Source organism: Bradyrhizobium sp. T-1 (genome assembly GCF_053592855.1).
In genome coordinates this window covers 380,792-403,637 of sequence record NZ_CM132115.1, presented here as the reverse complement: position 1 = coordinate 403,637, position 22,846 = coordinate 380,792, and the positions used below count along the sequence as shown (strand labels likewise).

The 22,846-nt window shown below is 65.0% G+C and carries 21 protein-coding genes; 12 read left to right on the top strand and 9 right to left on the bottom strand.

Annotated elements, in window-relative coordinates; translation table 11 throughout:
- Positions 1-23: 23 nt before the first annotated feature.
- From ACWAT4_RS01950 to ACWAT4_RS01935, 4 genes are all read left to right on the top strand, one after another.
- The gene (locus tag ACWAT4_RS01950) at positions 24-746 is read left to right on the top strand and encodes an ABC transporter ATP-binding protein (protein ID WP_212303167.1); all 723 of its coding nucleotides are present in this window, start codon (positions 24-26) and stop codon (positions 744-746) included.
- Positions 743-3,313: an ABC transporter permease gene (locus ACWAT4_RS01945; protein WP_449729682.1), complete on the top strand. Its 2,571-nt coding sequence runs from the start codon at positions 743-745 to the stop codon at positions 3,311-3,313. The genes ACWAT4_RS01950 and ACWAT4_RS01945 overlap by 4 nt, the downstream gene beginning before the upstream one ends.
- 285 nt (positions 3,314-3,598) lie before the next feature.
- Entirely contained in the window at positions 3,599-4,390 is a 792-nt protein-coding gene (locus tag ACWAT4_RS01940; RefSeq protein ID WP_188104580.1) for a Bax inhibitor-1/YccA family protein, read from the top strand.
- Positions 4,391-4,538: 148 nt separating this feature from the next.
- On the top strand, positions 4,539-5,069 hold the full coding sequence (locus ACWAT4_RS01935; RefSeq protein ID WP_212424079.1) for a GNAT family N-acetyltransferase: 531 nt from the start codon (positions 4,539-4,541) through the stop codon (positions 5,067-5,069).
- A 123-nt stretch (positions 5,070-5,192) separates the two neighbouring features.
- On the opposite strand, the gene ACWAT4_RS01930 is transcribed toward ACWAT4_RS01935, so the two are convergent.
- The 3 genes from ACWAT4_RS01930 to acnA all read right to left on the bottom strand — a co-directional run bounded on the left by ACWAT4_RS01930 (position 5,193) and on the right by acnA (position 9,772).
- Positions 5,193-5,564 (bottom strand): DUF2794 domain-containing protein, encoded by a 372-nt coding sequence (locus ACWAT4_RS01930; RefSeq protein WP_212303170.1) that lies wholly within the window; start codon positions 5,562-5,564, stop codon positions 5,193-5,195.
- A 490-nt stretch (positions 5,565-6,054) separates the two neighbouring features.
- Positions 6,055-6,834 (bottom strand): DUF1223 domain-containing protein, encoded by a 780-nt coding sequence (locus ACWAT4_RS01925; RefSeq protein WP_449729681.1) that lies wholly within the window; start codon positions 6,832-6,834, stop codon positions 6,055-6,057.
- Between the two features lie 217 nt (positions 6,835-7,051).
- Positions 7,052-9,772 (bottom strand): aconitate hydratase AcnA, encoded by a 2,721-nt coding sequence (gene acnA / locus ACWAT4_RS01920; protein WP_212424081.1) that lies wholly within the window; start codon positions 9,770-9,772, stop codon positions 7,052-7,054.
- Between the two features lie 242 nt (positions 9,773-10,014).
- Here acnA and ccmA point away from each other — a divergent pair, with 242 nt between their 5' ends.
- From ccmA to ACWAT4_RS01895, 5 genes are all read left to right on the top strand, one after another.
- Positions 10,015-10,617, top strand: a complete 603-nt coding sequence (gene ccmA, locus ACWAT4_RS01915; RefSeq protein WP_449729680.1) for a heme ABC exporter ATP-binding protein CcmA — start codon at positions 10,015-10,017, stop codon at positions 10,615-10,617.
- 259 nt (positions 10,618-10,876) lie between these two features.
- Positions 10,877-11,545 (top strand): heme exporter protein CcmB, encoded by a 669-nt coding sequence (gene ccmB / locus ACWAT4_RS01910; protein WP_007598845.1) that lies wholly within the window; start codon positions 10,877-10,879, stop codon positions 11,543-11,545.
- Positions 11,546-11,634: 89 nt separating this feature from the next.
- Positions 11,635-12,420, top strand: a complete 786-nt coding sequence (locus ACWAT4_RS01905; protein WP_212424082.1) for a heme ABC transporter permease — start codon at positions 11,635-11,637, stop codon at positions 12,418-12,420.
- Positions 12,417-12,602: a heme exporter protein CcmD gene (gene ccmD / locus ACWAT4_RS01900; RefSeq protein ID WP_212303176.1), complete on the top strand. Its 186-nt coding sequence runs from the start codon at positions 12,417-12,419 to the stop codon at positions 12,600-12,602. The genes ACWAT4_RS01905 and ccmD overlap by 4 nt, the downstream gene beginning before the upstream one ends.
- Complete coding sequence (locus tag ACWAT4_RS01895; RefSeq protein WP_212303177.1) at positions 12,599-13,192, top strand: DsbE family thiol:disulfide interchange protein; 594 nt, start codon at positions 12,599-12,601, stop codon at positions 13,190-13,192. Before ccmD ends, ACWAT4_RS01895 begins: the two co-directional genes overlap by 4 nt.
- A 43-nt stretch (positions 13,193-13,235) precedes the next feature.
- Here ACWAT4_RS01895 and ACWAT4_RS01890 read toward each other — a convergent pair whose 3' ends face one another.
- The 3 genes from ACWAT4_RS01890 to ftsY all read right to left on the bottom strand — a co-directional run bounded on the left by ACWAT4_RS01890 (position 13,236) and on the right by ftsY (position 16,211).
- The gene (locus ACWAT4_RS01890; protein WP_212303178.1) at positions 13,236-14,417 is read right to left on the bottom strand and encodes a hypothetical protein; all 1,182 of its coding nucleotides are present in this window, start codon (positions 14,415-14,417) and stop codon (positions 13,236-13,238) included.
- A 240-nt stretch (positions 14,418-14,657) separates the two neighbouring features.
- Positions 14,658-15,260 carry a septation protein A gene (locus ACWAT4_RS01885; protein WP_212303179.1) on the bottom strand — a complete coding sequence of 201 codons (603 nt, stop codon included), beginning with the start codon at positions 15,258-15,260 and terminating at the stop codon, positions 14,658-14,660.
- Between the two features lie 3 nt (positions 15,261-15,263).
- A complete protein-coding gene (gene ftsY / locus ACWAT4_RS01880; RefSeq protein WP_212303180.1) occupies positions 15,264-16,211 on the bottom strand; it encodes a signal recognition particle-docking protein FtsY in 948 nt (315 codons plus the stop codon).
- A gap of 60 nt (positions 16,212-16,271) precedes the next feature.
- Here ftsY and ACWAT4_RS01875 point away from each other — a divergent pair, with 60 nt between their 5' ends.
- Both ACWAT4_RS01875 and ACWAT4_RS01870 read left to right on the top strand, forming a co-directional pair.
- Entirely contained in the window at positions 16,272-16,973 is a 702-nt protein-coding gene (locus ACWAT4_RS01875) for an RluA family pseudouridine synthase (protein WP_449729679.1), read from the top strand.
- 121 nt (positions 16,974-17,094) lie between these two features.
- Positions 17,095-18,204 carry a DUF2336 domain-containing protein gene (locus ACWAT4_RS01870; protein ID WP_212303182.1) on the top strand — a complete coding sequence of 370 codons (1,110 nt, stop codon included), beginning with the start codon at positions 17,095-17,097 and terminating at the stop codon, positions 18,202-18,204.
- A 66-nt stretch (positions 18,205-18,270) separates the two neighbouring features.
- Here ACWAT4_RS01870 and ACWAT4_RS01865 read toward each other — a convergent pair whose 3' ends face one another.
- The 3 genes from ACWAT4_RS01865 to dapF form a co-directional block, all read right to left on the bottom strand.
- Positions 18,271-19,560, bottom strand: coding sequence for an IS4 family transposase (locus tag ACWAT4_RS01865; RefSeq protein WP_449729678.1), 1,290 nt, complete (start codon positions 19,558-19,560; stop codon positions 18,271-18,273).
- A gap of 213 nt (positions 19,561-19,773) precedes the next feature.
- Positions 19,774-21,027 carry a tRNA (N(6)-L-threonylcarbamoyladenosine(37)-C(2))-methylthiotransferase MtaB gene (gene mtaB, locus ACWAT4_RS01860; RefSeq protein ID WP_449729677.1) on the bottom strand — a complete coding sequence of 418 codons (1,254 nt, stop codon included), beginning with the start codon at positions 21,025-21,027 and terminating at the stop codon, positions 19,774-19,776.
- Complete coding sequence (gene dapF / locus ACWAT4_RS01855) at positions 21,027-21,902, bottom strand: diaminopimelate epimerase (protein WP_449729676.1); 876 nt, start codon at positions 21,900-21,902, stop codon at positions 21,027-21,029. Before dapF ends, mtaB begins: the two co-directional genes overlap by 1 nt.
- Positions 21,903-22,106: 204 nt before the next feature.
- Here dapF and ACWAT4_RS01850 point away from each other — a divergent pair, with 204 nt between their 5' ends.
- Positions 22,107-22,844, top strand: a complete 738-nt coding sequence (locus tag ACWAT4_RS01850) for a GyrI-like domain-containing protein (protein ID WP_212303186.1) — start codon at positions 22,107-22,109, stop codon at positions 22,842-22,844.
- Positions 22,845-22,846 lie beyond the last annotated feature (2 nt).

The window sequence follows — 22,846 nt, the reverse complement described above, 5'->3', positions numbered from 1 at the left end:
CGGAGTTGCCATATGACCGGACCATGGACAGTCGCATCGAAACCTCTTCGCTCGCCGGCACCGTGCCGGACACCATCGCCATCTCCAACGTCAATCTGTCATTGGGGTCGGGCGCGGCACGCGTTCACATCCTCAAGGATATCAGCTTGCGCGTCGGCTCGGGGGAGACGATCGGCCTGATCGGCCCGTCAGGCTCGGGCAAATCCACGCTGCTGATGGTGATGGCGGGGCTGGAGCGTCCTGATAGCGGAGAGGTGGTAGTCAACGGCACGCCTTTCAATGCCCTCGACGAGGACGCGCTGGCCCGCTTCCGCGGCCGCCAGGTCGGCATCGTCTTCCAGTCCTTCCATCTGATCCCGACCATGACGGCGCTGGAGAACGTCGCCGTGCCGCTCGAGCTCGCCGGCAATCCCGACGCCAGCAAGCGCGCGGCCGAGGAGCTGCAATCGGTCGGGCTCGGCGATCGCCTGCATCATTATCCGACCCAACTCTCCGGCGGCGAGCAGCAGCGCGTCGCGCTCGCGCGCGCGCTGGCGCCCGATCCCGCCATCCTCGTCGCCGATGAACCGACCGGCAATCTCGACGAGGCCACCGGCAAGCAGATCGTCGATCTGCTCTTCACCAAGCATGCCGAGCGCGGCATGACGCTGGTGCTGGTCACGCACGATTCCTCGCTCGCGCATCGCTGCGATCGCGTGATCCGGCTGCGCTCGGGCCGCATCGACACGCAGACGACCAAAGCATGAGCATCGCCGTCGAACCGTTTGCGAAGCCGAACGGCATTGCCTTGTCGCTGCGTTATGCCTTGCGCGAATTGCGCGGGGGCCTGCGCGGCTTCTACGTCTTCATCGCCTGCATCGCGCTCGGCGTGATGGCGATTGCCGGCGTCGGCTCGGTCTCGGCGAGCCTGAGCGACGGCCTCGCACGTGAGGGCCGCACGTTGCTCGGCGGCGATGTGTCGTTCGTGTTGTTCCAGCGCGAGGCGAAACCGGAGGAAGTCGCCTTCCTGCGCTCGCGCGGCACGGTCTCGACAGCGGCCACCCTGCGCGGCATGGCGCGCTCGGCCGAGGGCAAGCTGGCGCTGGTCGAGATGAAGGCGGTCGACGACACCTATCCGATGCTCGGCCAATTGACGCTGGCGCCGCCGCTGCCGTTGTCCGATCTGCTCGCGGTGCGTGACGGCGCATTCGGCGCGGCCGCCGATCCGACGCTGCTGGCGCGGCTCTCGCTGAAGGTCGGCGACCGCGTCACCATTGGATCTGCGACCTTCCAGATCCGCTCGAGCGTCGAGGCCGAGCCCGACAAGCTCGCCGGCGGCATCGGTTTTGGTCCGCGCTTCCTGATCAGCGAGGCGGCCTTGCGCGCCACCGGCCTGATCCAGCCCGGCAGCCTGGTGCGCTGGGTCTACCGCGTCAAACTGCCTGACACCGCCAACAGCGACCGCGCCACCGACGCTTTCATCGCGGATGCGCGCAACGCCGCGCCGCAGGCCGGCTGGGAGGTCCGCAGCCGCTCCAATGCCTCGCCACAGCTCGAGCGCAATATCGGCCGCTTCACGCAATTCCTGACCCTGGTCGGCCTCGCGGCGCTCCTCGTCGGCGGTGTCGGCGTCGCCAACGCGGTGAAGAGCCATATCGACCGCCGGCTCGAGGTCATCGCGGCATTCAAGGCCGTGGGCGCGACGGGCCGCGACGTGTTCGGCATCTATCTCGCGCAGGTCGTCCTGCTCGCCGCGATCGGCTCCGTCATTGGCCTCGCGCTCGGCGCGGCGATGCCGTTTGCCATCGTCGGCCTGTTCGGAAAACTGCTGCCGCTGCCGGTGGTGCCGGCCGTGCATGCCGACGAGCTCGCGCTGTCCTTCGTCTACGGCCTCTTGACCGCGCTCACCTTCGGGCTGTGGCCGCTCGGACGCGTGCATGACGTCCCGGTCGCCGCGCTGTTCCGCGACACCATCAGCTCGGAATGGCACCGGCCGCGCTGGAGCTATCTCGTGTTGATGGCCGTCGTCGTCGCGCTGCTCGTCGCCGTAGTGATCGGACTGTCCTTCGACAAGCGCATCGCCACGGTGTTCGTGGTCTCCTCCGTCGTCGTGTTCGCAGTGCTGCGCGGCGTCGCCGCCGTGCTGATGGCGATCGCGCGGCGTCTGCCGCGCACGCGCTTCACCATGCTGCGGCTGGCGATCGCCAACATCCACCGGCCGGGCGCGCTGACGCCGTCGGTCGTGCTGTCGCTTGGCCTTGGCCTCGCCGTGCTCGTCACCATCACCCAGATCGACGGCAATCTGCGCCGGCAGTTTCTCGCCGCGCTGCCCGATCGAGCGCCGTCGTTCTACTTCATCGACATTCCGAGCCCGCAGGCCGCCGAGTTCGACGGCTATCTGCGCCAGATCGCCCCTGGTGCGAAGGTCGAGGACGTGCCGATGCTGCGCGGGCGCATCGTCGCCGCCGGCGGGGTGCGCGCCGAAGACCTCAAGCCCACCACCGATTCCGAATGGGTGCTACAAAGCGATCGCGGCCTGACCTATACCGGCGAGCTTCCGAAGGGCTCCAAGGTGGTCGAAGGCGAGTGGTGGCGTGCGGACTATTCCGGACCGCCGCTGGTCTCGATGGAGAAGAAGATCGCCGACGGGCTCGGCCTCAAGCTCGGCGACGAAATCGTCGTCAACGTGCTCGGCCGCGACATCCCGGCGAAAATCGGCAATCTGCGCACCATCGACTGGCAGGGGCTCGGCATCAATTTCGTGCTGGTGTTCTCGCCCAACGCCTTCAAGGGCGCGCCGCATACCCACATCGCGACGCTGACCGAAGCCGGCGGGGATGCGTCCGGCGACGGCAAGATCATCAAGCAGGTGGCCGACGCCTTTCCGATGGTGACGAGCGTGCGCGTGCGCGAGGTGATGGAAACCGTCGGCTCGGTGGTGACCAATCTCGCGCTCGCGATTCGCGGCGCCAGCGCCGTGACCCTGATCTCGGCGATCCTGGTGCTCGGCGGTGCGCTCGCCGCCGGCCATCGCCACCGGGTCTATGATGCGGTGATCCTGAAGACGCTCGGCGCCACGCGGCTGCGGCTGCTCGGCGCCTACGCGCTCGAATATCTCCTGATCGGCTTTGCCACCGCCGTCTTCGGCGTGATTGCCGGCAGCATCGCAGCCTGGATGATCGTGACGCGGCTGATGACGCTGACTTTCGTCTGGCAGGCCGGCAGCGCAGCGGGCGTGGTCGCGGCCGCCCTGGTCGTCACGGTCGGGCTTGGGCTCGCCGGCACGCTCCTGGCGTTGAACAAGAAGCCCGCCACGGTGTTGCGGAATTTGTGACAAAAGGTAGCGGATGGCGGCACTGGATCGAAATCGCACGATTCCTGCGGTTAACCACGTCTGCTTGTCAGGTTCTCGTCAGGAATGCAGGTGGAGGGCGACATTCGGCCGCGCGTGGACGGTTGCAGCGAATGTGTTAGTTTCCCACATATCGGATGGGTTCGGAGCCCCGATTGTTAGCCAAAATTAATGTCGGCAGACATCGGTGCCCGAGATAGAATTTTGACGAACCGGCGGCATGGCGACCCTCGTGCCGGAACCGGACCAACCAACGGGAATTCGACCATGTCGGACCTAGACCGCAATTACGCTTCTCCTTTCGGCCGGGCCGCCGGGCGTGTTGACGCCGCGACGGTCGACGCCGGTCTGCGCGCCTACATGCTGCGCATCTACAATTACATGAGCATTGGCCTCGCCATCACCGGCCTGGCCGCGCTTGGCGTTTACATGGCTGCCGTGACCGACGTTCCGACTCCGGAAGCCGTGCGCGTCGGCAAGCTGTTCCTGACGCCGTTCGGCTACGCGATGTTCGTGAGCCCGCTGAAATATCTGTTCATGCTGGCGCCGCTCGCCATGGTGTTCGTGATCTCGGCCGGCATCAACCGTCTCGCCCCCTCGACCGCCCAGATCCTGTTCTGGGTGTTCTCGGCGCTGATGGGCATCTCGCTGTCCTCGATCTTCCTGGTGTACACGCACACCTCGATCGTGCGGGTGTTCTTCATCACCGCGGCGACCTTCGGTGCGCTCAGCCTCTACGGCTACACCACCAAGCGTGACATGAGCGGCATGGGCTCGTTCCTGTTCATGGGCCTGATCGGCATCATCATCGCGAGCCTGGTCAACCTGTTCCTGGCCAGCACGGCACTGCAGTTCATCGTCTCGGTGGTCGGCGTGCTGGTGTTCGCTGGCCTCACCGCCTGGGATACGCAGCGGCTGAAGAACGACTACATCTACGGCTACGCTTCGGCCGGCGGTGACATCGCAGAGCGCGCAGCCATCACCGGTGCACTGTCGCTGTACTTGAACTTCATCAACCTGTTCACGCTGCTGCTGCAGCTCCTCGGCCAGCGCGACTAAGCGCAAGACCAGACAGAACGGACACGAACCCCGGCCGCGAGGCCGGGGTTTTTGTTTTGGGGGGTCTCCGTCATGCCCGGGCTTGTCCCGGCCATGACGCATGCGGAAATGGCGTTGCTCACAGTAAGGCCCCTGCTAATCTCCGCCCATGTCCGCACCTGAAATCAGGCCCACCCTTGAGGCCGACCTCCCCGCCGTCACCGCCATCTACCAGCAGGCCGTCCGTGAGGGCACCGCAACGTTCGAGCTGGAGCCGCCCGACCTCGCCGAGATGACGCGCCGCTATCGCGCGCTGGTCGATGGCGGCTATCCCTATTTCGTCGCCATCCTCGACGGCCGCGTCGCCGGCTACGCCTATGCCGGCGCCTACCGGCCCCGCCCCGCCTACCGCTTCACGGTCGAGAACTCGATCTATCTCGATCCGAGCTTTCACCGCCGCGGCATCGGCTCAAAGCTGCTGGAGCGGCTGATCACCGAATGCGAGGCACGCGGTTTCCGCCAGATGATCGCGGTGATCGGCGATTCCGCCAATGCCGGCTCGATCGGCGTGCACACCAAAGGCGGCTTCAGGATGATCGGCACGCACCCGAATGTCGGCCTGAAATTCGGCCGCTGGCTCGACACGGTGATGATGCAGCGCGATCTCGGCGAGGGCGCGAAGACGGTGCCGGGGAAGTAAAGCACCCGTCATTCCGGGGCGCGCGAAGCGCGAGCCCGGAATCCAGAGGTTATGTGCGCGTATTGCGGAGCGAGATTCCGGGTTGGCGACTTCGTCGCGCCCCGGAATGACGACCGGAGGTCGTCACACCACCGCCAGTTTGCGGTCGATCACCAGCAGCACGCGGTCGAGCTCGTGGCCGCGGCGCAGGATCAGGCCGGTTGCCGAGATCACGCTGTACATGCCCTGTTTGCGGGCGAGCCGCGGATCCTTCTCGATCCGGTAGATCGGCACTTCGGAGGCGCGGCGAAAGACCGAGAACACCGCGCGGTCCTTGAGGAAGTCGATGGCATAGTCACGCCACTCGCCGTCGGCGACCATGCGGCCGTACAGATTGAGAATTCGGTTCAGCTCGAGCCGGTTGAACGTCACACCGCTCGGCTGGGCATTCGCAGTGGCAGGGCGCGCCACTGCGCGCTGCTCGCTCGGGTCGGCATCCTCCGACGTCAAACTCATGGGGCGCCTCCTGTCGCATCAGCATGACCGCCTCCGCGAAGACCGTCCCCGGAACCGCGGATCATGACAATTGCATGATTGCGCCAACTGTTCCCCGCCGCAAGAGGCTCTTGATCGGTCCCTTGAAGACCCTCGCCTCGCCGATCCGGTGCGGAGCATGACACACGCAACGGTGGAACTTCTCAGCGGCAAACCGTCACGGGATCGTTAGCAGGAATCACAGGATCGCCGCTTTTCCGCCCATCGCCTGCCGCCCTGCACTGCGAAAAGACCTGTGTGCGTTGACCCGGTCCTTTCGGTTCCGGATTCCTCAGCCCCCAGCCCCCCGGGGTCGGACAGGATCGGGTCTGTACGCGCGACAAGGAGGGCCAACGCGAGTTGGTCCTTTTTTGTTTGTGTCGGGATGTTTCGCACCACCGTCATTGCGGGGCGCACGAAGCGCCCCGGAATGACGAAGACGAGTTTTGCGGAGGCGATCTGAGCGCTTGCTTCAATGCAGCGACGTGTACGCCGCACCGAGCATCGCACCCGGCTTCTCGCGGCTGCCATCCTGGACGTAAACCACCGCGCCGTCGACGCCGTCGCGCGACGTCAAGTTCTCGAGCGGCACGGTCCAGCTTTCCGGATGTCCGTTCCAGTCACCAACCTTGAGCAGATTGCGCACGACGTTGTGGTAGGTGATCTGCTGTCCGCGGTTCTCGCCGCGGCCGATCTCGATCGGCACCGATTTCGCGATCGAGCAGATCCAGACCTCGCCATGCGAGACTGCCGGCTCCTTGCTCGCGGCCACCGACACGTTGATCTGCTTGCCCGCCAGCGACATCGTCACGGGCACGCTCATGACGCCCATGCCCATATCGGTCTTGCCGATCGCGGTCTCGATGCCGGCGCGATCGCTGCCGATGACATGCGTCGCGCCGTTGACGACGACTTGCGGCGTATAGACCTCGCGGTCACCGCGCATGCGCGAATAGGCGCGCTGCCGGGCCGAGAAACGTGAATCCGCCAGCGTGTCCTTCCAGCCGAGATAGTCCCAATAATCGATCGGCATGCTCAGCGCGATGATCGAGGGATCCTTGGCGAGGTCGCCGATGACCTTGTCGGCGGGCGGGCAGGAGGAGCAGCCCTGGGAGGTGAAGAGTTCGACCACGGCGCGGGGATCGGCCTCGGCGGGACGGATGATGGCGACGATGGCGCAGATACCGAGGGCTCCCGACCAGAGTGCACCGGACCAGCGCGAAATCAGATTAGGAGTCGTCATTGCTGTCATGTCGAACGTCACACATCGTCATTCGTTGGGGAAAGCTTATCGCCTGATGGTCACCGTAGTCTTACGGGGCGCGGCATATTCAACCGTCTCAGCGGGATTTCCGCCGGGCGAGCCCATCTGAAACATGCCGCAAACGCGCGAAGGCGGCCTTGTGATAGGCCGCCTTCGTTTAACCTTCTACTCACGTCGCAGTGAGCCACCGTTCACAAATTCGCGCTTAGGCCGCGAGCTTGCGCAGCACATAGTGCAGGATGCCGCCGTTCCGGTAGTAATCGAGCTCGTCCAGCGTATCGATGCGGCAGAGCAGCGAAACGCGCTGCAACGAACCGTCGCCGGACACGATCTCCGCGGTGAGCTTCTGGCGCGGCTTCAGGTCGCCGACCAGGCCACGCAGCGTGACCTTCTCGTCGCCCTTCAGGCCGAGCGACGACCACGAGGTACCGTCCTCGAAAGTCAGCGGCAGCACGCCCATGCCGACCAGGTTGGAGCGATGGATGCGCTCGAAGCTCTGGCAAATCACGGCGCGCACGCCGAGCAGACGCGTGCCCTTCGCAGCCCAGTCGCGCGAGGAGCCATTGCCGTATTCGGCACCGGCGAACACGACCAGCGGCACCTGCTCCTGCTGATACTTCATCGCAGCGTCGTAGATCGACATCTGCTCGCCGTCGGGCCAGTGCTTGGTCAGACCGCCTTCCGGAATGTTGCCGTCCGCGCCCTTCAGCATGAAGTTCTTGATGCGGATGTTGGCGAAGGTGCCGCGCATCATCACTTCATGATTGCCGCGGCGCGTGCCGTACTGATTGAAGTCGGCGGGACGCACCTGGTGCTCGCTGAGATATTTGCCCGCGGGCGAGGTGAGCTTGATCGAACCGGCCGGCGAAATGTGGTCGGTGGTGATCTTGTCGCCGAACATCGCGAGGATGCGCGCCTCGACGATATCGGTGACCGGCTCCGGCTCCTTCTTCATGCCTTCGAAGTAGGGCGGGTTCTGCACATAGGTCGAAGACATGTTCCAGCGATAGGTCTCGCTCTCGACCGTCTTGATCTTGCGCCAGTTGGTGTCGCCCTTGAACACGTCGGCATACTTCTTCTTGAAGATCGACGCGGTCACGAACTTCTTCATGAAGGCGTTGATCTCCTTGGTCGTCGGCCAGATGTCCTTCAGGTACACCGGCTTGCCGTCCTTGCCTTCACCGAGCGGCTCGACGGCGAGGTTCTTGGTGACGCTGCCGGCGAGCGCGTGGGCGACGACCAGCGGCGGCGAGGCGAGATAGTTCGCCTGCACGTCCGGCGAGACGCGGCCTTCGAAGTTGCGGTTGCCGGACAGCACGGCGGCGGCCACGATGCCGTTGTCGTTGATCGACTTCGAGATCTCCTCCGGCAGCGGGCCGGAATTGCCGATGCAGGTGGTGCAGCCGAAGCCGACCAGGTTGAAGCCGACCTTGTCGAGATCTTTCTGCAGACCGGAATCGGCGAGATAGCCCGCGACCACCTGGCTGCCCGGGGCGAGCGAGGTCTTCACCCACGGCTTGGCCTTGAGGCCCTTCGCGGCGGCGTTACGTGCGAGCAGGCCCGCGCCGATCAGCACGCTCGGATTCGAGGTGTTGGTGCAGGACGTGATCGCGGCGATCACGACATCGCCATGGCCGATCTCGAAGTCCTTGCCCTCGACGGCAAAGCGCTTCGCCGGCTCCTCGGCCTTCTTGTACTCCGTGCCGAGTGCGAGCGAAAAACCTTCGGCGACCGACGGCAGCGCGATGCGGCCTTCGGGACGCTTCGGGCCGGCCATCGACGGCACGACGTCGGCGAGGTCGAGCGTCAGCGTTTCCGTGAACACGGGATCAGCCGACTTGGCGGTGCGGAACAGCCCTTGCGCCTTCGCATAGGCCTGCACCAGCGCAACGCGCGGTGCGGCACGGCCGGAGGTCTTGAGATAGTCGATCGCGGCCGCATCGACCGGGAAGAAGCCGCAGGTCGCGCCATATTCGGGCGCCATGTTGGCGATGGTCGCCTTGTCGGCAACCGAGAGGTTGTCGAGGCCGGGGCCGAAGAACTCGACGAACTTGCCGACCACGCCAAGCTTGCGCAGCATCTGCGTGACGGTCAGCACGAGGTCGGTCGCGGTGACGCCTTCCTTCATCGCGCCCTTCAGCTTGAAGCCGACCACATTGGGCAGCAGCATCGACAGCGGCTGGCCGAGCATGCAGGCTTCCGCCTCGATGCCGCCGACGCCCCAGCCGAGCACGGCGAGACCGTTGACCATGGTGGTGTGCGAGTCGGTGCCGACGAGCGAGTCCGGATAGGCGACCTCGAAGGTGCCGGTCTTCTTGCCGACCGTCATCTTCTCCTTCTTGGTCCACACCGTCTGGGAGAGATATTCGAGATTGACCTGGTGGCAGATGCCGGTGCCGGGCGGCACGACGGAGAAGTTCGAGAACGCCTTCTGGCCCCACTTCAGGAACTCGTAGCGCTCCTGGTTCTGCTTGTACTCTTCGGCGACGTTCTTGCCGAAGGCCTTGTTGTCGCCGAAGAAGTTCACGATCACGGAGTGGTCGATGACGAGATCGACGGGGACCAGCGGGTTGATCTTCTCGGCATCGCCGCCGAGCTTCTGCATCGCGTTGCGCATCGCGGCGAGATCGACCACGGCCGGCACGCCGGTGAAGTCCTGCATCAGCACGCGCGCCGGACGGAAGGCGATCTCATGCTCCAGCGACTTCTTGCGCAGCCACTTCGACACCGCGACGATGTCTTCCTTCTTGACCGAGCGGCCGTCCTCGTTGCGGAGCAGGTTCTCGAGCAGGACCTTCATCGAATAGGGAAGTTTCGAAATTCCCTTCAGACCATTCTTCTCGGCCGTGGGCAGGCTGTAATAGACATAGGTCTTGGCGCCGACCTTGAGGGTCTTTTTGCATTTGAAGCTGTCGAGCGAGGTCATGTAGGAAATCCCAATTGTTAGTTATACCCGGCAAGGGGTATTTTAACACCGTCAGCGATTCCGGCTGGGTCGCTTGCAGGGGCAGGTTGAGTTGCTGCATCAAGTAGTTCCGGGCTTATAGAAGCTTTCTAACCGCGCCGCCACAGCCACAATCGAACCCAGCAAGTCGCGAGCCACAAATTCTGATGCGCTACCCCAAGTTTTCCTGAGGCCCGGCTTTGAACGGTTTGGTACGAGGCAAGATGCAGCTGTCCGGACGCGGGGTCGCTTGCGTGCGCGGCGGGCGCGAGGTTTTTTCCGGGCTCGATTTCGGGGCCGCGTCCGGCGAAGCCGTGGCGGTCGTGGGCCGCAACGGATCGGGCAAGACCTCGCTGTTGCGGCTGATCGCCGGCCTGCTCGTTCCGGCGGGCGGCACGATCGCGCTCGACGGGGGCGATGCCGAGCTGACGCTACCGGAGCAATGCCACTATCTCGGCCACCGCGATGCCCTGAAGCCGGCGCTCAGCGTGGCCGAAAACCTGGCATTCTGGGCTGATTTTCTCGGCGGCGAGCAGCGTGACGCGGCGGAAAGTCTCGCCACCGTCGGGCTCGACCACGCCACCCATCTGCCCGCGGGCTTCCTGTCCGCCGGCCAGCGCCGCCGGCTCTCGCTGGCCCGCCTCTTGACGGTCCGCCGCCCGGTCTGGCTGCTGGACGAGCCGACCAACGCGCTGGACGTCGCCGGCCAGGACATGTTCGGCGGCCTGATGCGGGAGCACCTCGCCCGCGGCGGGATGATCATCGCGGCCACCCATGCGCCGCTCGGCATCGAATCGCGGGAGTTGCGGATCGGGGGGGCGGCATGAGGATCGCGGACCCTCAGTTTTTCGAGCGGCAGAACTGCGCTCTTGCACCCGCGACGAGGTCATCGCCGCGGGCTCCCTTGCCTCTCCCGCTTGCGGGAGAGGTCGGCGCACAGCGCCGGGTGAGGGTTATCTCCTCCGCGGGAGTCTTCGTTGTCGAGACACCCTCTCCCCAACCCTCCCCCGCAAGCGGGGGAGCGAGCGCAGCATGCCTGTGGGACGAGCCGGGCTTTCATGTCTACCCCGCGGAAAGGCCCCCCCAATGACCGCCCTCTCCGCCCTGATCCGCCGGGACATCCGGATCGCGCTCCGCGTCGGCGGTGGGGCGCTGATCGGTGTGCTGTTTTTCCTGACCGTGGTCGTTCTGATGCCGTTCGCGGTCGGACCGGACCTGGCGCTGCTGTCGCGGCTCGGACCTGCGATCCTCTGGCTTGGCGCGCTGCTGGCGAGCCTGCTGACGCTGGATCGCCTGTTCATGGCCGACCACGAAGACGGCTCGCTCGATTTGATCACGATGAGCCGGACGCCGCTGGAGCTGGCCTGCGCCGCCAAGGCGCTGGCGCATTGGCTGGCCGCGGGCCTGCCGCTGATTGTCGCAACCCCCGTGCTCGGCCTGCTGCTCAACCTCGACATGGTCGCAACCGGCGCGGTGGCGCTGACGCTTTTGGCGGGCACGCCTGCGCTGACATTTACCGGGATGATCGGCGCGGCGCTGGCGGTGACGCTGCATCGCGGCGGGCTGTTGATGGCCGTGCTGGTGCTGCCGCTGTCGATTCCCGTGCTGATTTTCGGCGTCGCGGCCTCGCAGGCCGTGATCGTCGGCCCCATGACGTTCGGCGCACCGTTCTCGATCCTCTGCGCGCTGTCGCTGGTCAGCCTCGTGATCGGTCCGTTCGCGGCGGCCGCGAGCCTGAAGCATGGACTGGACTGAAATGGGCCGGTTGCCTTGACCCCGATCAACTTTCGCTGCGCGCTTTCATGCTGATTGCGTGAGCAGCTCCCGGTGATTATCAGGATACCATGTCGCTGATCGACCTCGCCAACCCCACAAGGTTCCTCGCGCTCTCAGCGCGGGTGCTGCCCTGGCTCGCGGCTGCGACCGTCGTCCTGCTCGCGATCGGCCTCTATCAAACTGCGCTTGCGCCCGACGATTATCAGCAGGGCGCGACCGTGAAGATCATGTTCATCCACGTGCCCAATGCGTGGCTGTCGATGTTCGTCTGGGGCGTGATGAGCATGGCCTCGCTCGGCACCCTGGTGTGGCGACATCCGCTCGCCGACGTCGCCGCCAAAGCCGCCGCACCGATCGGCGCAGCCTTCACCTTCCTGGCGCTGCTGACGGGCTCGCTGTGGGGCCGGCCGATGTGGGGCACCTATTGGGAATGGGATGCGCGGCTGACCTCGGTGCTGATCCTGTTCCTGATGTATCTCGGCCTGATGGCGCTTTGGCGCGCGGTCGAAGACCCCTCGCGCGCGGCGCGTGCCGCGGCGGTGCTGACGCTGGTCGGCGCGCTCAATCTTCCCATCATCAAATTCTCGGTCGACTGGTGGAACACGCTGCATCAGCCGGCCTCGGTGATGCGCATGGGCGGCTCGACGCTCGACAAATCGTTCCTGATTCCGCTGCTGGTGATGGCCGTCGCATTCACGCTGCTGTTCGTCACGCTTCATTTGGCCGCCATGCGCAACGAGATTTTGCGCCGGCGCGTGCGCTCCTTGCAGATGATGCAGGCGAGCCGCGTCGCGTTTTCCAGCGAAGTGGGGACCGGTTCGCATCAAGAGAACGCTTCAAAAGGGGCTGCATGATCATGTCGCTCGGTCCCTATGCGTCCTTCATCGTGACGTCCTATGTTGCGGCAGCCATCGTGGTCGTGCTCCTGATCGGCTGGATCGTGCTCGACTATCGCAACCAGACGGAGCGTTTGCGCGAGCTCGAGCGCAGCGGCATCACCCGCCGCTCGGGCCGCAGCGCGACGGACACACCATGAGCGATCAATCGACCTCCGCGACGGCGCCGCGCCGCACCTTTCTGATGGTGCTGCCGCTGCTCGCCTTCCTCGGGCTTGCCGTGCTGTTCTGGTTCAAGCTCGGCAACGGCGATCCCTCGCGGATTCCCTCGGCGCTGATCGGGAGGCCGGCGCCGCAGACCAATTTGCCACCGCTCGAGGGGTTGCAGGCCGAGAGCGCGCAAGTGCCGGGTCTCGACCCTGCTGCCTTCAAGGGCAAGGTCAGCCTCGTCAACGTCTGGGCCTCCTGGTGCGTCCCGTGCCATGACGAGGCGCCGCTGTTGACGGAGCTCGCCAAGGACAAGCGCTTCCAGCTCGTCGGCATCAATTACAAGGACACGCCCGACAACGCGCGGCGCTTCCTCGGGCGCTACGGCAACCCGTTCGGCCGCGTCGGCACCGACGCCAATGGCCGCGCCTCGATCGAATGGGGCGTCTATGGCGTGCCGGAGACGTTCGTCGTCGGCCGCGAAGGCACGATCGTCTACAAGCTCGTCGGCCCGATCACGCCGGACAATCTCAAAGCCGTGCTCATGCCCGAGCTCGACAAGGCGCTCAAAGCAGGAAGCTGACCACGGCGCGGACAAGCTCCTCCGCGGCCTGAGCTCAGCAAAATTATCGCGGCGTTTGATCCGTGTTGCCTGCCAGCAAGCCGGCCACGACATCCCAGCCCTTCTCGAACATGTGGCCGACCTTGTGACCAAAGGAATGGTCCGGACGCAACCGCGGCGATTCCAGAATGTGCGTCAGGTGCCGGTGATCGCCCGGAATGGTGCTGATCTCCGCGTCGACGGCGGCCTGGACGGCGCTCATCAGGTCATCCAGCTGCCGGGCCCAGTCGGATCCTTTGAGCTCGATCTGAGTTCTTAGCGCCTCCTCGATCCGGTAGATCTCACCAACGATCTCCCTGGCCCGTACCGGACGATTGTTCCTGAGCGCGAAGAGCAAGAGGAGGTGCTTCTCCTCGATCTGATCGATCACCATCGAAACCGCAATCGCGAAGGGGGACGCCGCGATTCGCGCCGCAGCCCTGTCGTCGGCCGGAGCGGTCGCGACGGACAGCAGCTCCCAAGGAGCTTCCAGACGCCTTGCGACGATCGTGAGCGCGAACGGCACGGCATCGATGCTCTTGGCCTTGAGCGCGCTCAGGAGGCCGAGGACCTTGGAAAGGCTGGCGCCCTCGAGCCGGGCAATCTTCGGCGCGAGCGCACCGCCAAAATCCTCGAGCTCCCGCTGCATGTCGAGGTAGCGCAGCATCTTCTTCAGATCGTCGAACGTCGCATGCGAGCTGGTATAGGCCATCAACCCATCGCGAATGCTGGCGGCCCCGTCGGCAGAGCCAAGCAGGCCGTTGAGAGAGATCAAGACCTTCTTCTGGAACGCGCGGGCCATCTGCCGCGCCTCGCCCTGCCTGTCGGCAGAGATGACATCCTTCGCATCGGCGATGTAGTCGGCGGCCATGCTGCGCAGCAATTGCTCCGTCACAAGGCTCCAGATCGGAGCCAGTGATCCTCGGGCGATCTGGCCGCGATTGGCCCGCTCCGGCGCCCTGTCCACCAGGACCGGCTCGATCGGCTCGAAGAAGTAGCGTGAGGGATTTCCGACGCGATAATGATTCTGGCCGGTGTTACGGAACTCGGCACGCAGCGCCGCGATCAACGGCTCGGAATGCGGAATATCCTCGCCGAGGAGATGCAGCCGTTCCAGCTCGGCCAGCAGGCGGCATCGGACCTGCGGAGCGAGCTGCCGAAGATACTGAACCAGGTGTTCAGCAGTCTGGTCCTGTTTTGCGCTCACCACCGGGTCCTCCGGCGTGCCCTGCTCGGGCCTACGGGCTCAATCCGCAGATCGGATCGCGATCCACTTCACGACGGAAGGCTATCGCCTGCGGCCTTTCAGGCAAGGTAAAGAGCTGAACAATCTCAGCTTGCGGTTAGGGAGCGATGAAGAATCCGACCGGCAGCGATCAACAGAGCACACGAAGTGCACGTCAGCGTGAATACGCTTTGGTCGCGGCAGCCCGGGCCGGAGCTGGCGTCACCCTTTCCTGACGTCTCCCGCCTCGGCCTCGCTGGTCTCCAGCGACACCGGCTCGACACCATAGCGCTTCGTCAGCGGCATCTGGGCGATGGCGAAGATCATGGTCAGCGGGGTCACGCCGAACACCTTGAAGTTCACCCAGAAGTCCGTGCTCTGGGTGCGCCAGACCACCTCGTTCAACACCGCCATGCCGGCGAAGAACAGCGCCCAGCGCAGCGTGAGGATGCGCCAGCCCTGCGGGGTCAGGTTGAACATCTGGTCGAACATCACGGCGATGAAGGAGCGGCCGAACAGCAGGCCGCCGCCGAGGATCGCGGCGAACAGGCCGTAGATGATGGTCGGCTTGACCTTGATGAAGGTCTCGTCGTGCAGCACCAGGGTCAGCGTGCCGAACACCAGCACGATCACGCCGGTGACGATCGCCATGATCGGAATGTGGCGCGTCACCACATAGGAGGCGATCATCGCCGCCACGATCGCAACCATGAAGGCGCCGGTTGCGGCGAACAGATTGAACTTCGCGTTGACGAAGAAGAACACGAGCAGCGGACCGAGCTCGGTCGCAAGCTTGAACAGCGGATGCGGCTGGGTCTTGTCCATTCTCTAGCTTTCGATTCCGGCGATCGCGCGGGCAAAATCGCGCGCGGTGAACGGCGCGAGATCGTCGACGCCTTCGCCGACGCCGATGAAATGCACCGGCAGTTTGAATTTTTCCGCGAGCGCCACCAGAATGCCGCCGCGCGCGGTGCCATCGAGCTTGGTCATGACGAGACCGGTCACGCCCGCCGTGCGATGAAAGGCCTCGACCTGCGACAGCGCGTTCTGGCCGACGGTGGCATCGAGCACGAGTAGCACCGCATGCGGCGCCGAAGCGTCGACCTTTCGGATGACGCGCACGACCTTCTCGAGCTCGTTCATCAGCTCGGCCTTGTTCTGCAGGCGGCCGGCGGTGTCGATCAAGAGCACGTCGATGGCCTGCTCTTTCGCCGCGGTCAGCGCATTGAAAGCAAGGCTTGCCGAGTCCGAGCCCTGCGCGCCTGATATCACGGGCGTCCTGGTGCGCTCGCCCCAGACCTTGAGCTGCTCGATCGCAGCGGCGCGAAACGTGTCGCCAGCGGCCAGCATCACCTTGCGGCCTTCGGAGGCGAATTTTTGCGAGAGCTTGCCGATGGTCGTGGTCTTGCCGGAGCCGTTGACGCCGACCACGAGGATCACGAACGGCTTCTTGGCGGTATCGATCTCGAGCGGCTTGGCCACCGGCGCCAGCACCTTCTCGACCTCGGTCGCGACCACGTCCTTGACCTCGTCGGCCGAGATCGCCTTGTCGTAGCGCCCGGTGCCGACGGCGTCCGCGATCCGCACCGCGACCTGTGTGCCGAGGTCGGCGCGCAGCAGCACGTCCTCGATGTCGTCGAGCATGGCGCGGTCGAGCTTGCGCTTGGTGACGAGATCGGCAACCGCGGTCCCGAGCGAGGACGAGGTCCGCTTCAGTCCGTTGGACAGGCGGCGCCACCAGCTCAGCTTGGGGGGATCTGACGTGGTATCGTTCATGGCGGGGGTGTGTTAGCCGTTCCGGCCCCCAAACGAAAGTCTTGTCCGAAAGTCTTGCAATTGCTCGATGTTCCCGAATTGACCGCTGATGAGATTTTAGGCCGCGTGCTTCATCGCGACGGCCTGATGCTGGTCATCAACAAGCCGGCCGGCCTGCCGGTGCATCGCGGCCCCAAGGGCGGCGCCAATCTGGAGGATTCCTTCGACGCGCTCCGGTTCGGCCTGCCGCGGCCGCCGGTGCTGGCCCACCGGCTGGACAAGGACACCTCCGGCTGCCTCGTGCTCGGCCGCCATCGCAAGGCCACCGCTTCGCTCGGCCTCCTCTTCAAGCACGGCAAGATCGGCAAGACCTACTGGACCGTGGTCGAGGGCGGCCCGGCCGAAGACGAAGGCACCATCGACATGCCCCTCGGCCGGCTCAATGCCGAGCGCGGCTGGTGGCAGAAGCCCGATCCCGAGGGGCAGAAGGCCATCACAAACTGGAAGGTGATGGGCCGGGGCGAGGGTTTCGCCTGGCTCGCCATGGAACCGGTGACCGGCCGGACTCACCAATTGCGGGTGCATTCGTCGGCAACCGGCTGGCCGATCTTCGGCGATAACATTTACGGCAACGGCCCGCGCTTCGGCGAGCCGAAACTGCATCTGCATTCCCGCGAGATCGTGGTGCCGATCTCCCGGAACAAGGAGCCGGTCCGCGTCGTGGCACCGGCCCCGCCCCACATGCACGAAAAGCTCCGCGCCTGCGGGTGGAATGGGGAATAGTCTTTTAGACCCTCAGGGTGAGGGTCATGGCGCCATGGTTTACGAAACATTCAGGGCTCGTCGCTAATGATCGCGGTTGCTTAGAACAAGCCTCCCATCCGCTCAGGACGAGCAACGCGTCATGTCCACGGCCGAGCTATCGATCATCGACGAGGTCGAGTCCGCAATCCGGACCGGCTCGCCGGAAAAGGGCCTGGAGACCGCCCGACGCGTCACCGACCTCTTCCTGTCCTCCGCCGGAAGCTTCAACGACGAGCAGATCGCGCTGTTTGACGACGTGCTCGAGCGCCTGATCGGAACCATCGAGCTGCGCGCCATCGCCGACATGGGCGCACGCGTTGCGCTCGCTGAGATCAGCGCCCAGCTCGCACCGATCGCACAGGCGCCGCCGTCCGTGATCCGCCGTCTCGCCAACAATGACGAGATCCGCATCGCCGGTCCCGTACTGCAGGAATCCGCGCGCCTCGACGACGGCGAGCTGGTCAAAATCGCCTCCAACAAAAGCGAGCCGCATCTGCTTGCGGTCGCCGGGCGTTGGTGGCTGAAGGAGATCGTCACCGACGCGCTGCTGGCGCGGCGCTATCCCAGCGTCAACCGGCGTCTCGCCGCCAATCCGGGCGCGCGCATGTCGGGAAAGGGATTCACGATCATCGTCGGTCAGGCCGAGAGCGATCCCGAGCTCGCGGTGAGCATCGGCGTCCGCGTCGACCTGCCGTCGGATCTGCGCCGCCGATTGCTGCGCTCCGCAACTGACGCCGTTCGCACCCGCCTGCTGTCGCGTGCGCCGCCCGATCTATTCGAGGAAATCCAGAGCGCGATCGCCGCGGTCACCGTCGGCGTCGAGCGCGAGATGTCGGGCGTCCGTGACTTCGAGGGTGCCAAGCGGGCGATCGCGAATCTCAAAGCGGCCGGCCAGCTCAACGAGGCAACGCTGCTCGGCTTCGCCAGGCAGCGGCGCTATGAAGAGGCCGTGGCCGCACTGGCGGCACTGTCCGGCTCGACCGTCGAGGTGATCCGCCCCCTGATGCAGAGCCTGCGCGAAGACGGCCTGCTGGTGCCGTGCAAGGCGGCACAGCTCAGTTGGGAAACCACGGTCGCCGTGCTCGAAAGCCGTTTCGCCAGCGGCGCGATGAAGCCGGCCGATCTTGCGCGAGCGCAAAGCAATTTTGCGCGCATGACGTCGGAGAATGCGCTGCGCACGCTGCGCTTCTGGCAGGTGCGGGCGTCGTAGGACCCTCACGAACTAAAGCACCCCGCGCAACCGATAGATCACGCGGTATGAGTCCCGGCCTTCGCCCTAGGGCATGCACGTATCTCTGAGGCTCCATCCGGCTGCGGCGGCTTTGAAGTATTCGAGGCCGTTTTTGAAGGTGATCGGGCCCGGCGGTTTGGACGATGGATAGCCATCCCAACCGCCGAGGCGGCCGATGATCCAGGCGGCCCAGGCGAGGCTGTCGGGCGGATGCGGGTTCTTGAGTCGTTTGCTCTTGGCTTCGAGTTGCTTGTTGAGAGCAGCAAGCGCACCGATTTCGCCGTCGTTGAAGGCAACGCGATGGAGCTGCTGACCGCCACCGCGCGCTTGCAGAAGCTGGATCGTGATGACGGCGGCCTTGGCGGCTATAGCGACCAGCTTGAGAAGGCGATCGGCGGTTCCGATCTGGCTGTCTTCGAGCTTAAGGCCTTGCGTCTTCAGGGCGCGGAAGAACTGCTCGATAATCCAGCGCTGCTTGTACCATTGGACGATACGCCAGGCGTCTTCAATGCCGGCGACGTCGTGAGAGGTGAGAAGCCGCCAGTGCAGCGGCTCGACGCCGGTTTTGGCATTGATCTCGCGCACGTCGACCACCGCCAGCGACAAGCTTTTCGGCAGATGGCGCAGGAACTTGCTCTGTGGGCGGGCAAGCTCGATCGTGCCAAAGCGAAGTTCGAGCTGGGCCAGACGTGCCGGCCGTGCGGCGCGCGCAGGCAGTTGGACCGCACGCCGATCCGCCGCGGCCATGGCATCGCTGACCTCATATAAAGCGTTGCGGTCTGCAAGCTTGCGGTCATGCATACTGCGCGCGATGACGTGGAAGTGCTGCTCGGCCGAACTGGCATAAAGGGCAAAGATATCGCTCTCGCGATCCCCCAGCACAGTCACCGCCGAGGCCTTGGTGAGCAGCGGCCTGGCCGCAACGGCGGTGGATATCCAGCGCTGCGATTCCTTGTCCGATAATTCCCGATTGTCGTGCGAGGTCGTGCGGCGGCCTTGGCGCGTCCATATCTGTCCGCTCAAAAGCCCAAGACAGGTGCCATCGTCGGCATCCACCGCCAGCAGCGGGTGCAACAGCACGCCATAATTATTGCCTTTGCCGATTTCTCCGAGCCCGCGCCGTCGTTGTGGCGTCGTGTTGAAGTGGATCTCGCTGGTGTCCTGGATGGCCAGCACGTGGCGGCCTTCCACCGCGGTGATCGTGCGTTCGCTCCAGCTTTCGATAATCCGCTCCGCCGTCACCTTGTCGTGGCCGAGAAAGCGGTTGAACCGCACTTCCAGCGCGCGATCTCCCTTGGAAAGCCGACGCAGGCAGACCGTATTGCCCGCAACCATGCGTTCGACGAGAGCCGCCCCCCTTTATCGAGACGACAATCCCCGAACCGGCCCAAGGTCCAATCGATGCCTGACAGCATGCCAACACCTCCGCCAAAGCCGAAGTGTCGCAATAGGAATCACACAAAGTGCCGATTCGGGAATCCCCCAAGGCAACTTCCTGCCAAGAAAGATGTGTGCATGCCCTAGGGCCTTCGCCGGGACGACAGCGGATTACGTCGTTAGCCGCTCGCCATCATTGCCGACGATTGTCAGCGGCACGACACTGCCCACACGCCCGCCCGCAATCGCCACCGGCAGATAATGCTCGGTCCGGCCCTGCCCGTCGCTCTCGATCAGCACCTCGCGCGTTGCGCCAATCTCGGCCTGCAGCCGCAGCCGCAACGCGGCCTCACCCGCTGCACGCAGCCGCTTCGCCCGCACCTTGATCGCGCCCCCCGCAACCTGCGGCATCCGCGCGGCCGGCGTTCCGGGCCGCGGTGAATAGGGGAAGACGTGCAGGAACGTCAGGCCGCACTGCTCGACCAGATCGAGGGAGCGCGAAAACATCTCCTCGGTCTCGGTGGGGAAGCCCGCGATGATGTCGGCGCCGAAGACAATGTCAGGGCGCAGGCGCCGCACCTGATCGCAGAACGCGATCGCATCGCTCCGCGAATGCCGCCGCTTCATGCGCTTCAGGACCATGTCGTCGCCGGATTGCAGCGACAGGTGCAGATGCGGCATCAGCCGCGCATCATCGGCGATGGCTTCGAGCAGATCCCCATCTGCCTCGATCGAATCGATCGAGGAGATGCGCAGCCGCTTCAGCTCCGGCACGTGCCGCAAGATCTGCTTGGTCAGCAGGCCGAGCTTCGGCGCACCCGGGAGATCGGCGCCGTAGCTGGTGAGATCGACGCCGGTCAGCACGATCTCGGCATGACCGCGCTCCACCAGCGTGCGGACTTGCTCGACCACCGCGCCCATCGGCACCGAGCGCGAATTGCCGCGGCCATAGGGAATGATGCAGAAGGTGCAGCGATGATCGCAGCCGTTCTGCACCTGCACGAACACCCGGGGCAGGCCGCTCGCATAGCCGTCGATCAGATGCGGCGCCATCTCCTTCACCGTCATGATGTCGCTGACGGCGATCTTCTCGCTGGCGCCGAGATCGAAGGCATCGCGCGCCTCGCGCCACGCATCGCCGCGCATCTTGTCGTCATTGCCGACGACGCGATCGACCTCGGCCATGTCGGCGAACATGCCGCTTTGCGTCTGCGCCGCGCAGCCGGTGACGACGATGCGCGCTTCCGGCCGCTCGCGCTTCAGTTTGCGGATCGACTGCCGCGCCTGCGCCACCGCCTCGTTGGTGACGGCGCAGCTGTTGATGACGATGGTGTCTGACAGCCCCGCGCCTTCCGCTTCGCGGCGGATCACTTCGGCCTCGAAGGCGTTGAGGCGGCAACCGAAGGTGACGATGTCGACGCCCATCAGCCCACCGGCGCGAACAGCGCCGGATCGAACTTGCCTTCATATTCGAAGGTCGCCGTGCCCGTCATCAGCACGTGGTCGTCGCGCTCGCGCCATTCGATGCCGAGCTTGCCGCCGGGCAACGTCATCTCGACCTTGCGCTCGGTGCGCTTCAGGCGCGCAGCCGCAACGGCGGTCGCACAGGCCGCCGAACCGCAGGCCCGGGTGAGACCCGCACCGCGCTCCCAGGTCCGCATGGTGATGTGCTCGCGATCGACGATATGGGCGAGCGTGATGTTGGCGCGCTCGGGGAAGATCGGATGATTTTCCAGGAGCGGACCAAAGCGCTCGAGATCATAGGCCTTGACGTCGTCGACCCAGAAGATCGCATGTGGATTGCCCATGCTGACCACGGACGGCGAATGCAGGATCGGATTGTCGATCGGCCCGATCTGCAATTCGATGTAGCGGGTGTCGCGGAACTCTTCCGCGAGCGGAATGTCCTGCCAGCCGAACTTTGGCGCCCCCATGTCCACGGTGTAGAGATCGGGCGCCGGGCCCTGCCAGGCATTGAGCAGGCCGGCCGCGGTCTCGAAGGTCGCGGTGGTCTGCCCGCTCTTCTCGAAGATGCGACGCACCACGCAGCGCATGCCGTTGCCACAGGCGCCGGCCTCCGAGCCGTCATTGTTGTAGATGCTGATGAAGGCTTCAGTGCCGTCGAGCCGCGGCTTCTGCAGCACCATGAGCTGGTCATAGGGCACGCCGCCATTCGCGGAGGCTACCGAGCGGGCATCGTCCGGCGTGATGCGGCCCGCAGAATCGCGCATGTCGACAACGACGATCTCGTTGCCGATGCCGTTCATCTTGGCAAATGCGTGGTTGGCCAGCGCGCTCATGAAATTTCCTGAATTTCGCCTGTCTTATATGGCGATCGTTGCCGGCTTGGCCAGTGATTTGGCTGCGGCAGCCAAAGGGGATGGCCATGACGCATCTGTCATGGGACGAATTTGGCACTCGCGTGTTAGAACGGCGCGGTTCGCGCGAACCGGGGTGCGCGACCGGATTTGGGCCTTGGTCGCCAAGGCCTTGGGGAGAATAGAATGATTAGGTTTCGTCGTCTCGCTCTGGCCGCGCTGATCCCGGCAGCGGCCTTGTCGCTTGGCCTCTCGGACGCCCTGGCTCAGACCCCAAGCCCGGCGCCCGCTGCCTCGGCAAGCCCCTCGCCGGCCCCGTCGGCCGTACCCTCGCCGGCTGCGAGCGCCTCGCCTGCGCCTGCGGCAACCCCGTCACCGGGACCATCGCCTGCGGCCAGCGCCTCACCGGCCCCGGCGGCATCGCCGCCCGCCGCGGCCGCCGCTCCCGCGCCGGTGCAGACCGCCGATCCCTTTGGCCTGGAGACCACGCTCGAGGCCAAGAAGGTCGTGATGGTCAAGGGCACCGCCAATTGGGATTCCGCCTTCGACACCCTGGTTGATGCCTTCAAGGCGCTGAACGCGCTGCTGGACAAGCAAGGCATCAAGCACGCCGGCAATTCGATGATCGTCTACACCTCGACCGACGACACCGGCTTCACCTTCCTCGCCGAGATCCCGGTCGACCAGGACCCGCAGAAGCTGCCCAAGGACATGAGCATCGGCAAATCGCCGGAGGGCAAGGCGCTGAAATTCGTCCATCGCGGCTCCTACGACAACATGGACAACACCTATGAGGCGATCACCAATCACCTCGACGACAAGAAACTGGAAGCCAAGGACACCTTCATCGAGGAGTACCTCACCGATCCCCTGAAGACGGCTGAGGACAAGCTGGTGATCAATGTTTTCGTGCCGCTGAAGTGAGA

Excerpts from the sequence above, each read along its gene's own strand:
- ACWAT4_RS01935 (WP_212424079.1), top strand. The coding sequence starts at position 4,539 with ATGTCCGCACCTGAAATCAGGCCCACCCTTGAGGCCGACCTCCCCGCC.
- ftsY (WP_212303180.1), bottom strand. The coding sequence starts at position 16,211 with ATGAACGATACCACGTCAGATCCCCCCAAGCTGAGCTGGTGGCGCCGC.
- mtaB (WP_449729677.1), bottom strand. The coding sequence starts at position 21,027 with ATGGGCGTCGACATCGTCACCTTCGGTTGCCGCCTCAACGCCTTCGAG.
- ACWAT4_RS01865 (WP_449729678.1), bottom strand. The coding sequence starts at position 19,560 with ATGGTTGCGGGCAATACGGTCTGCCTGCGTCGGCTTTCCAAGGGAGAT.
- ACWAT4_RS01945 (WP_449729682.1), top strand. The coding sequence starts at position 743 with ATGAGCATCGCCGTCGAACCGTTTGCGAAGCCGAACGGCATTGCCTTG.
- dapF (WP_449729676.1), bottom strand. The coding sequence starts at position 21,902 with ATGAGCGCGCTGGCCAACCACGCATTTGCCAAGATGAACGGCATCGGC.
- ACWAT4_RS01905 (WP_212424082.1), top strand. The coding sequence starts at position 11,635 with ATGTCGCTGATCGACCTCGCCAACCCCACAAGGTTCCTCGCGCTCTCA.
- ACWAT4_RS01930 (WP_212303170.1), bottom strand. The coding sequence starts at position 5,564 with ATGAGTTTGACGTCGGAGGATGCCGACCCGAGCGAGCAGCGCGCAGTG.
- acnA (WP_212424081.1), bottom strand. The coding sequence starts at position 9,772 with ATGACCTCGCTCGACAGCTTCAAATGCAAAAAGACCCTCAAGGTCGGC.
- ACWAT4_RS01850 (WP_212303186.1), top strand. The coding sequence starts at position 22,107 with ATGATTAGGTTTCGTCGTCTCGCTCTGGCCGCGCTGATCCCGGCAGCG.
- ACWAT4_RS01885 (WP_212303179.1), bottom strand. The coding sequence starts at position 15,260 with ATGGACAAGACCCAGCCGCATCCGCTGTTCAAGCTTGCGACCGAGCTC.
- ACWAT4_RS01950 (WP_212303167.1), top strand. The coding sequence starts at position 24 with ATGGACAGTCGCATCGAAACCTCTTCGCTCGCCGGCACCGTGCCGGAC.
- ACWAT4_RS01870 (WP_212303182.1), top strand. The coding sequence starts at position 17,095 with ATGTCCACGGCCGAGCTATCGATCATCGACGAGGTCGAGTCCGCAATC.
- ccmB (WP_007598845.1), top strand. The coding sequence starts at position 10,877 with ATGACCGCCCTCTCCGCCCTGATCCGCCGGGACATCCGGATCGCGCTC.
- ACWAT4_RS01925 (WP_449729681.1), bottom strand. The coding sequence starts at position 6,834 with ATGACAGCAATGACGACTCCTAATCTGATTTCGCGCTGGTCCGGTGCA.
- ACWAT4_RS01940 (WP_188104580.1), top strand. The coding sequence starts at position 3,599 with ATGTCGGACCTAGACCGCAATTACGCTTCTCCTTTCGGCCGGGCCGCC.
- ccmD (WP_212303176.1), top strand. The coding sequence starts at position 12,417 with ATGATCATGTCGCTCGGTCCCTATGCGTCCTTCATCGTGACGTCCTAT.
- ACWAT4_RS01895 (WP_212303177.1), top strand. The coding sequence starts at position 12,599 with ATGAGCGATCAATCGACCTCCGCGACGGCGCCGCGCCGCACCTTTCTG.
- ccmA (WP_449729680.1), top strand. The coding sequence starts at position 10,015 with ATGCAGCTGTCCGGACGCGGGGTCGCTTGCGTGCGCGGCGGGCGCGAG.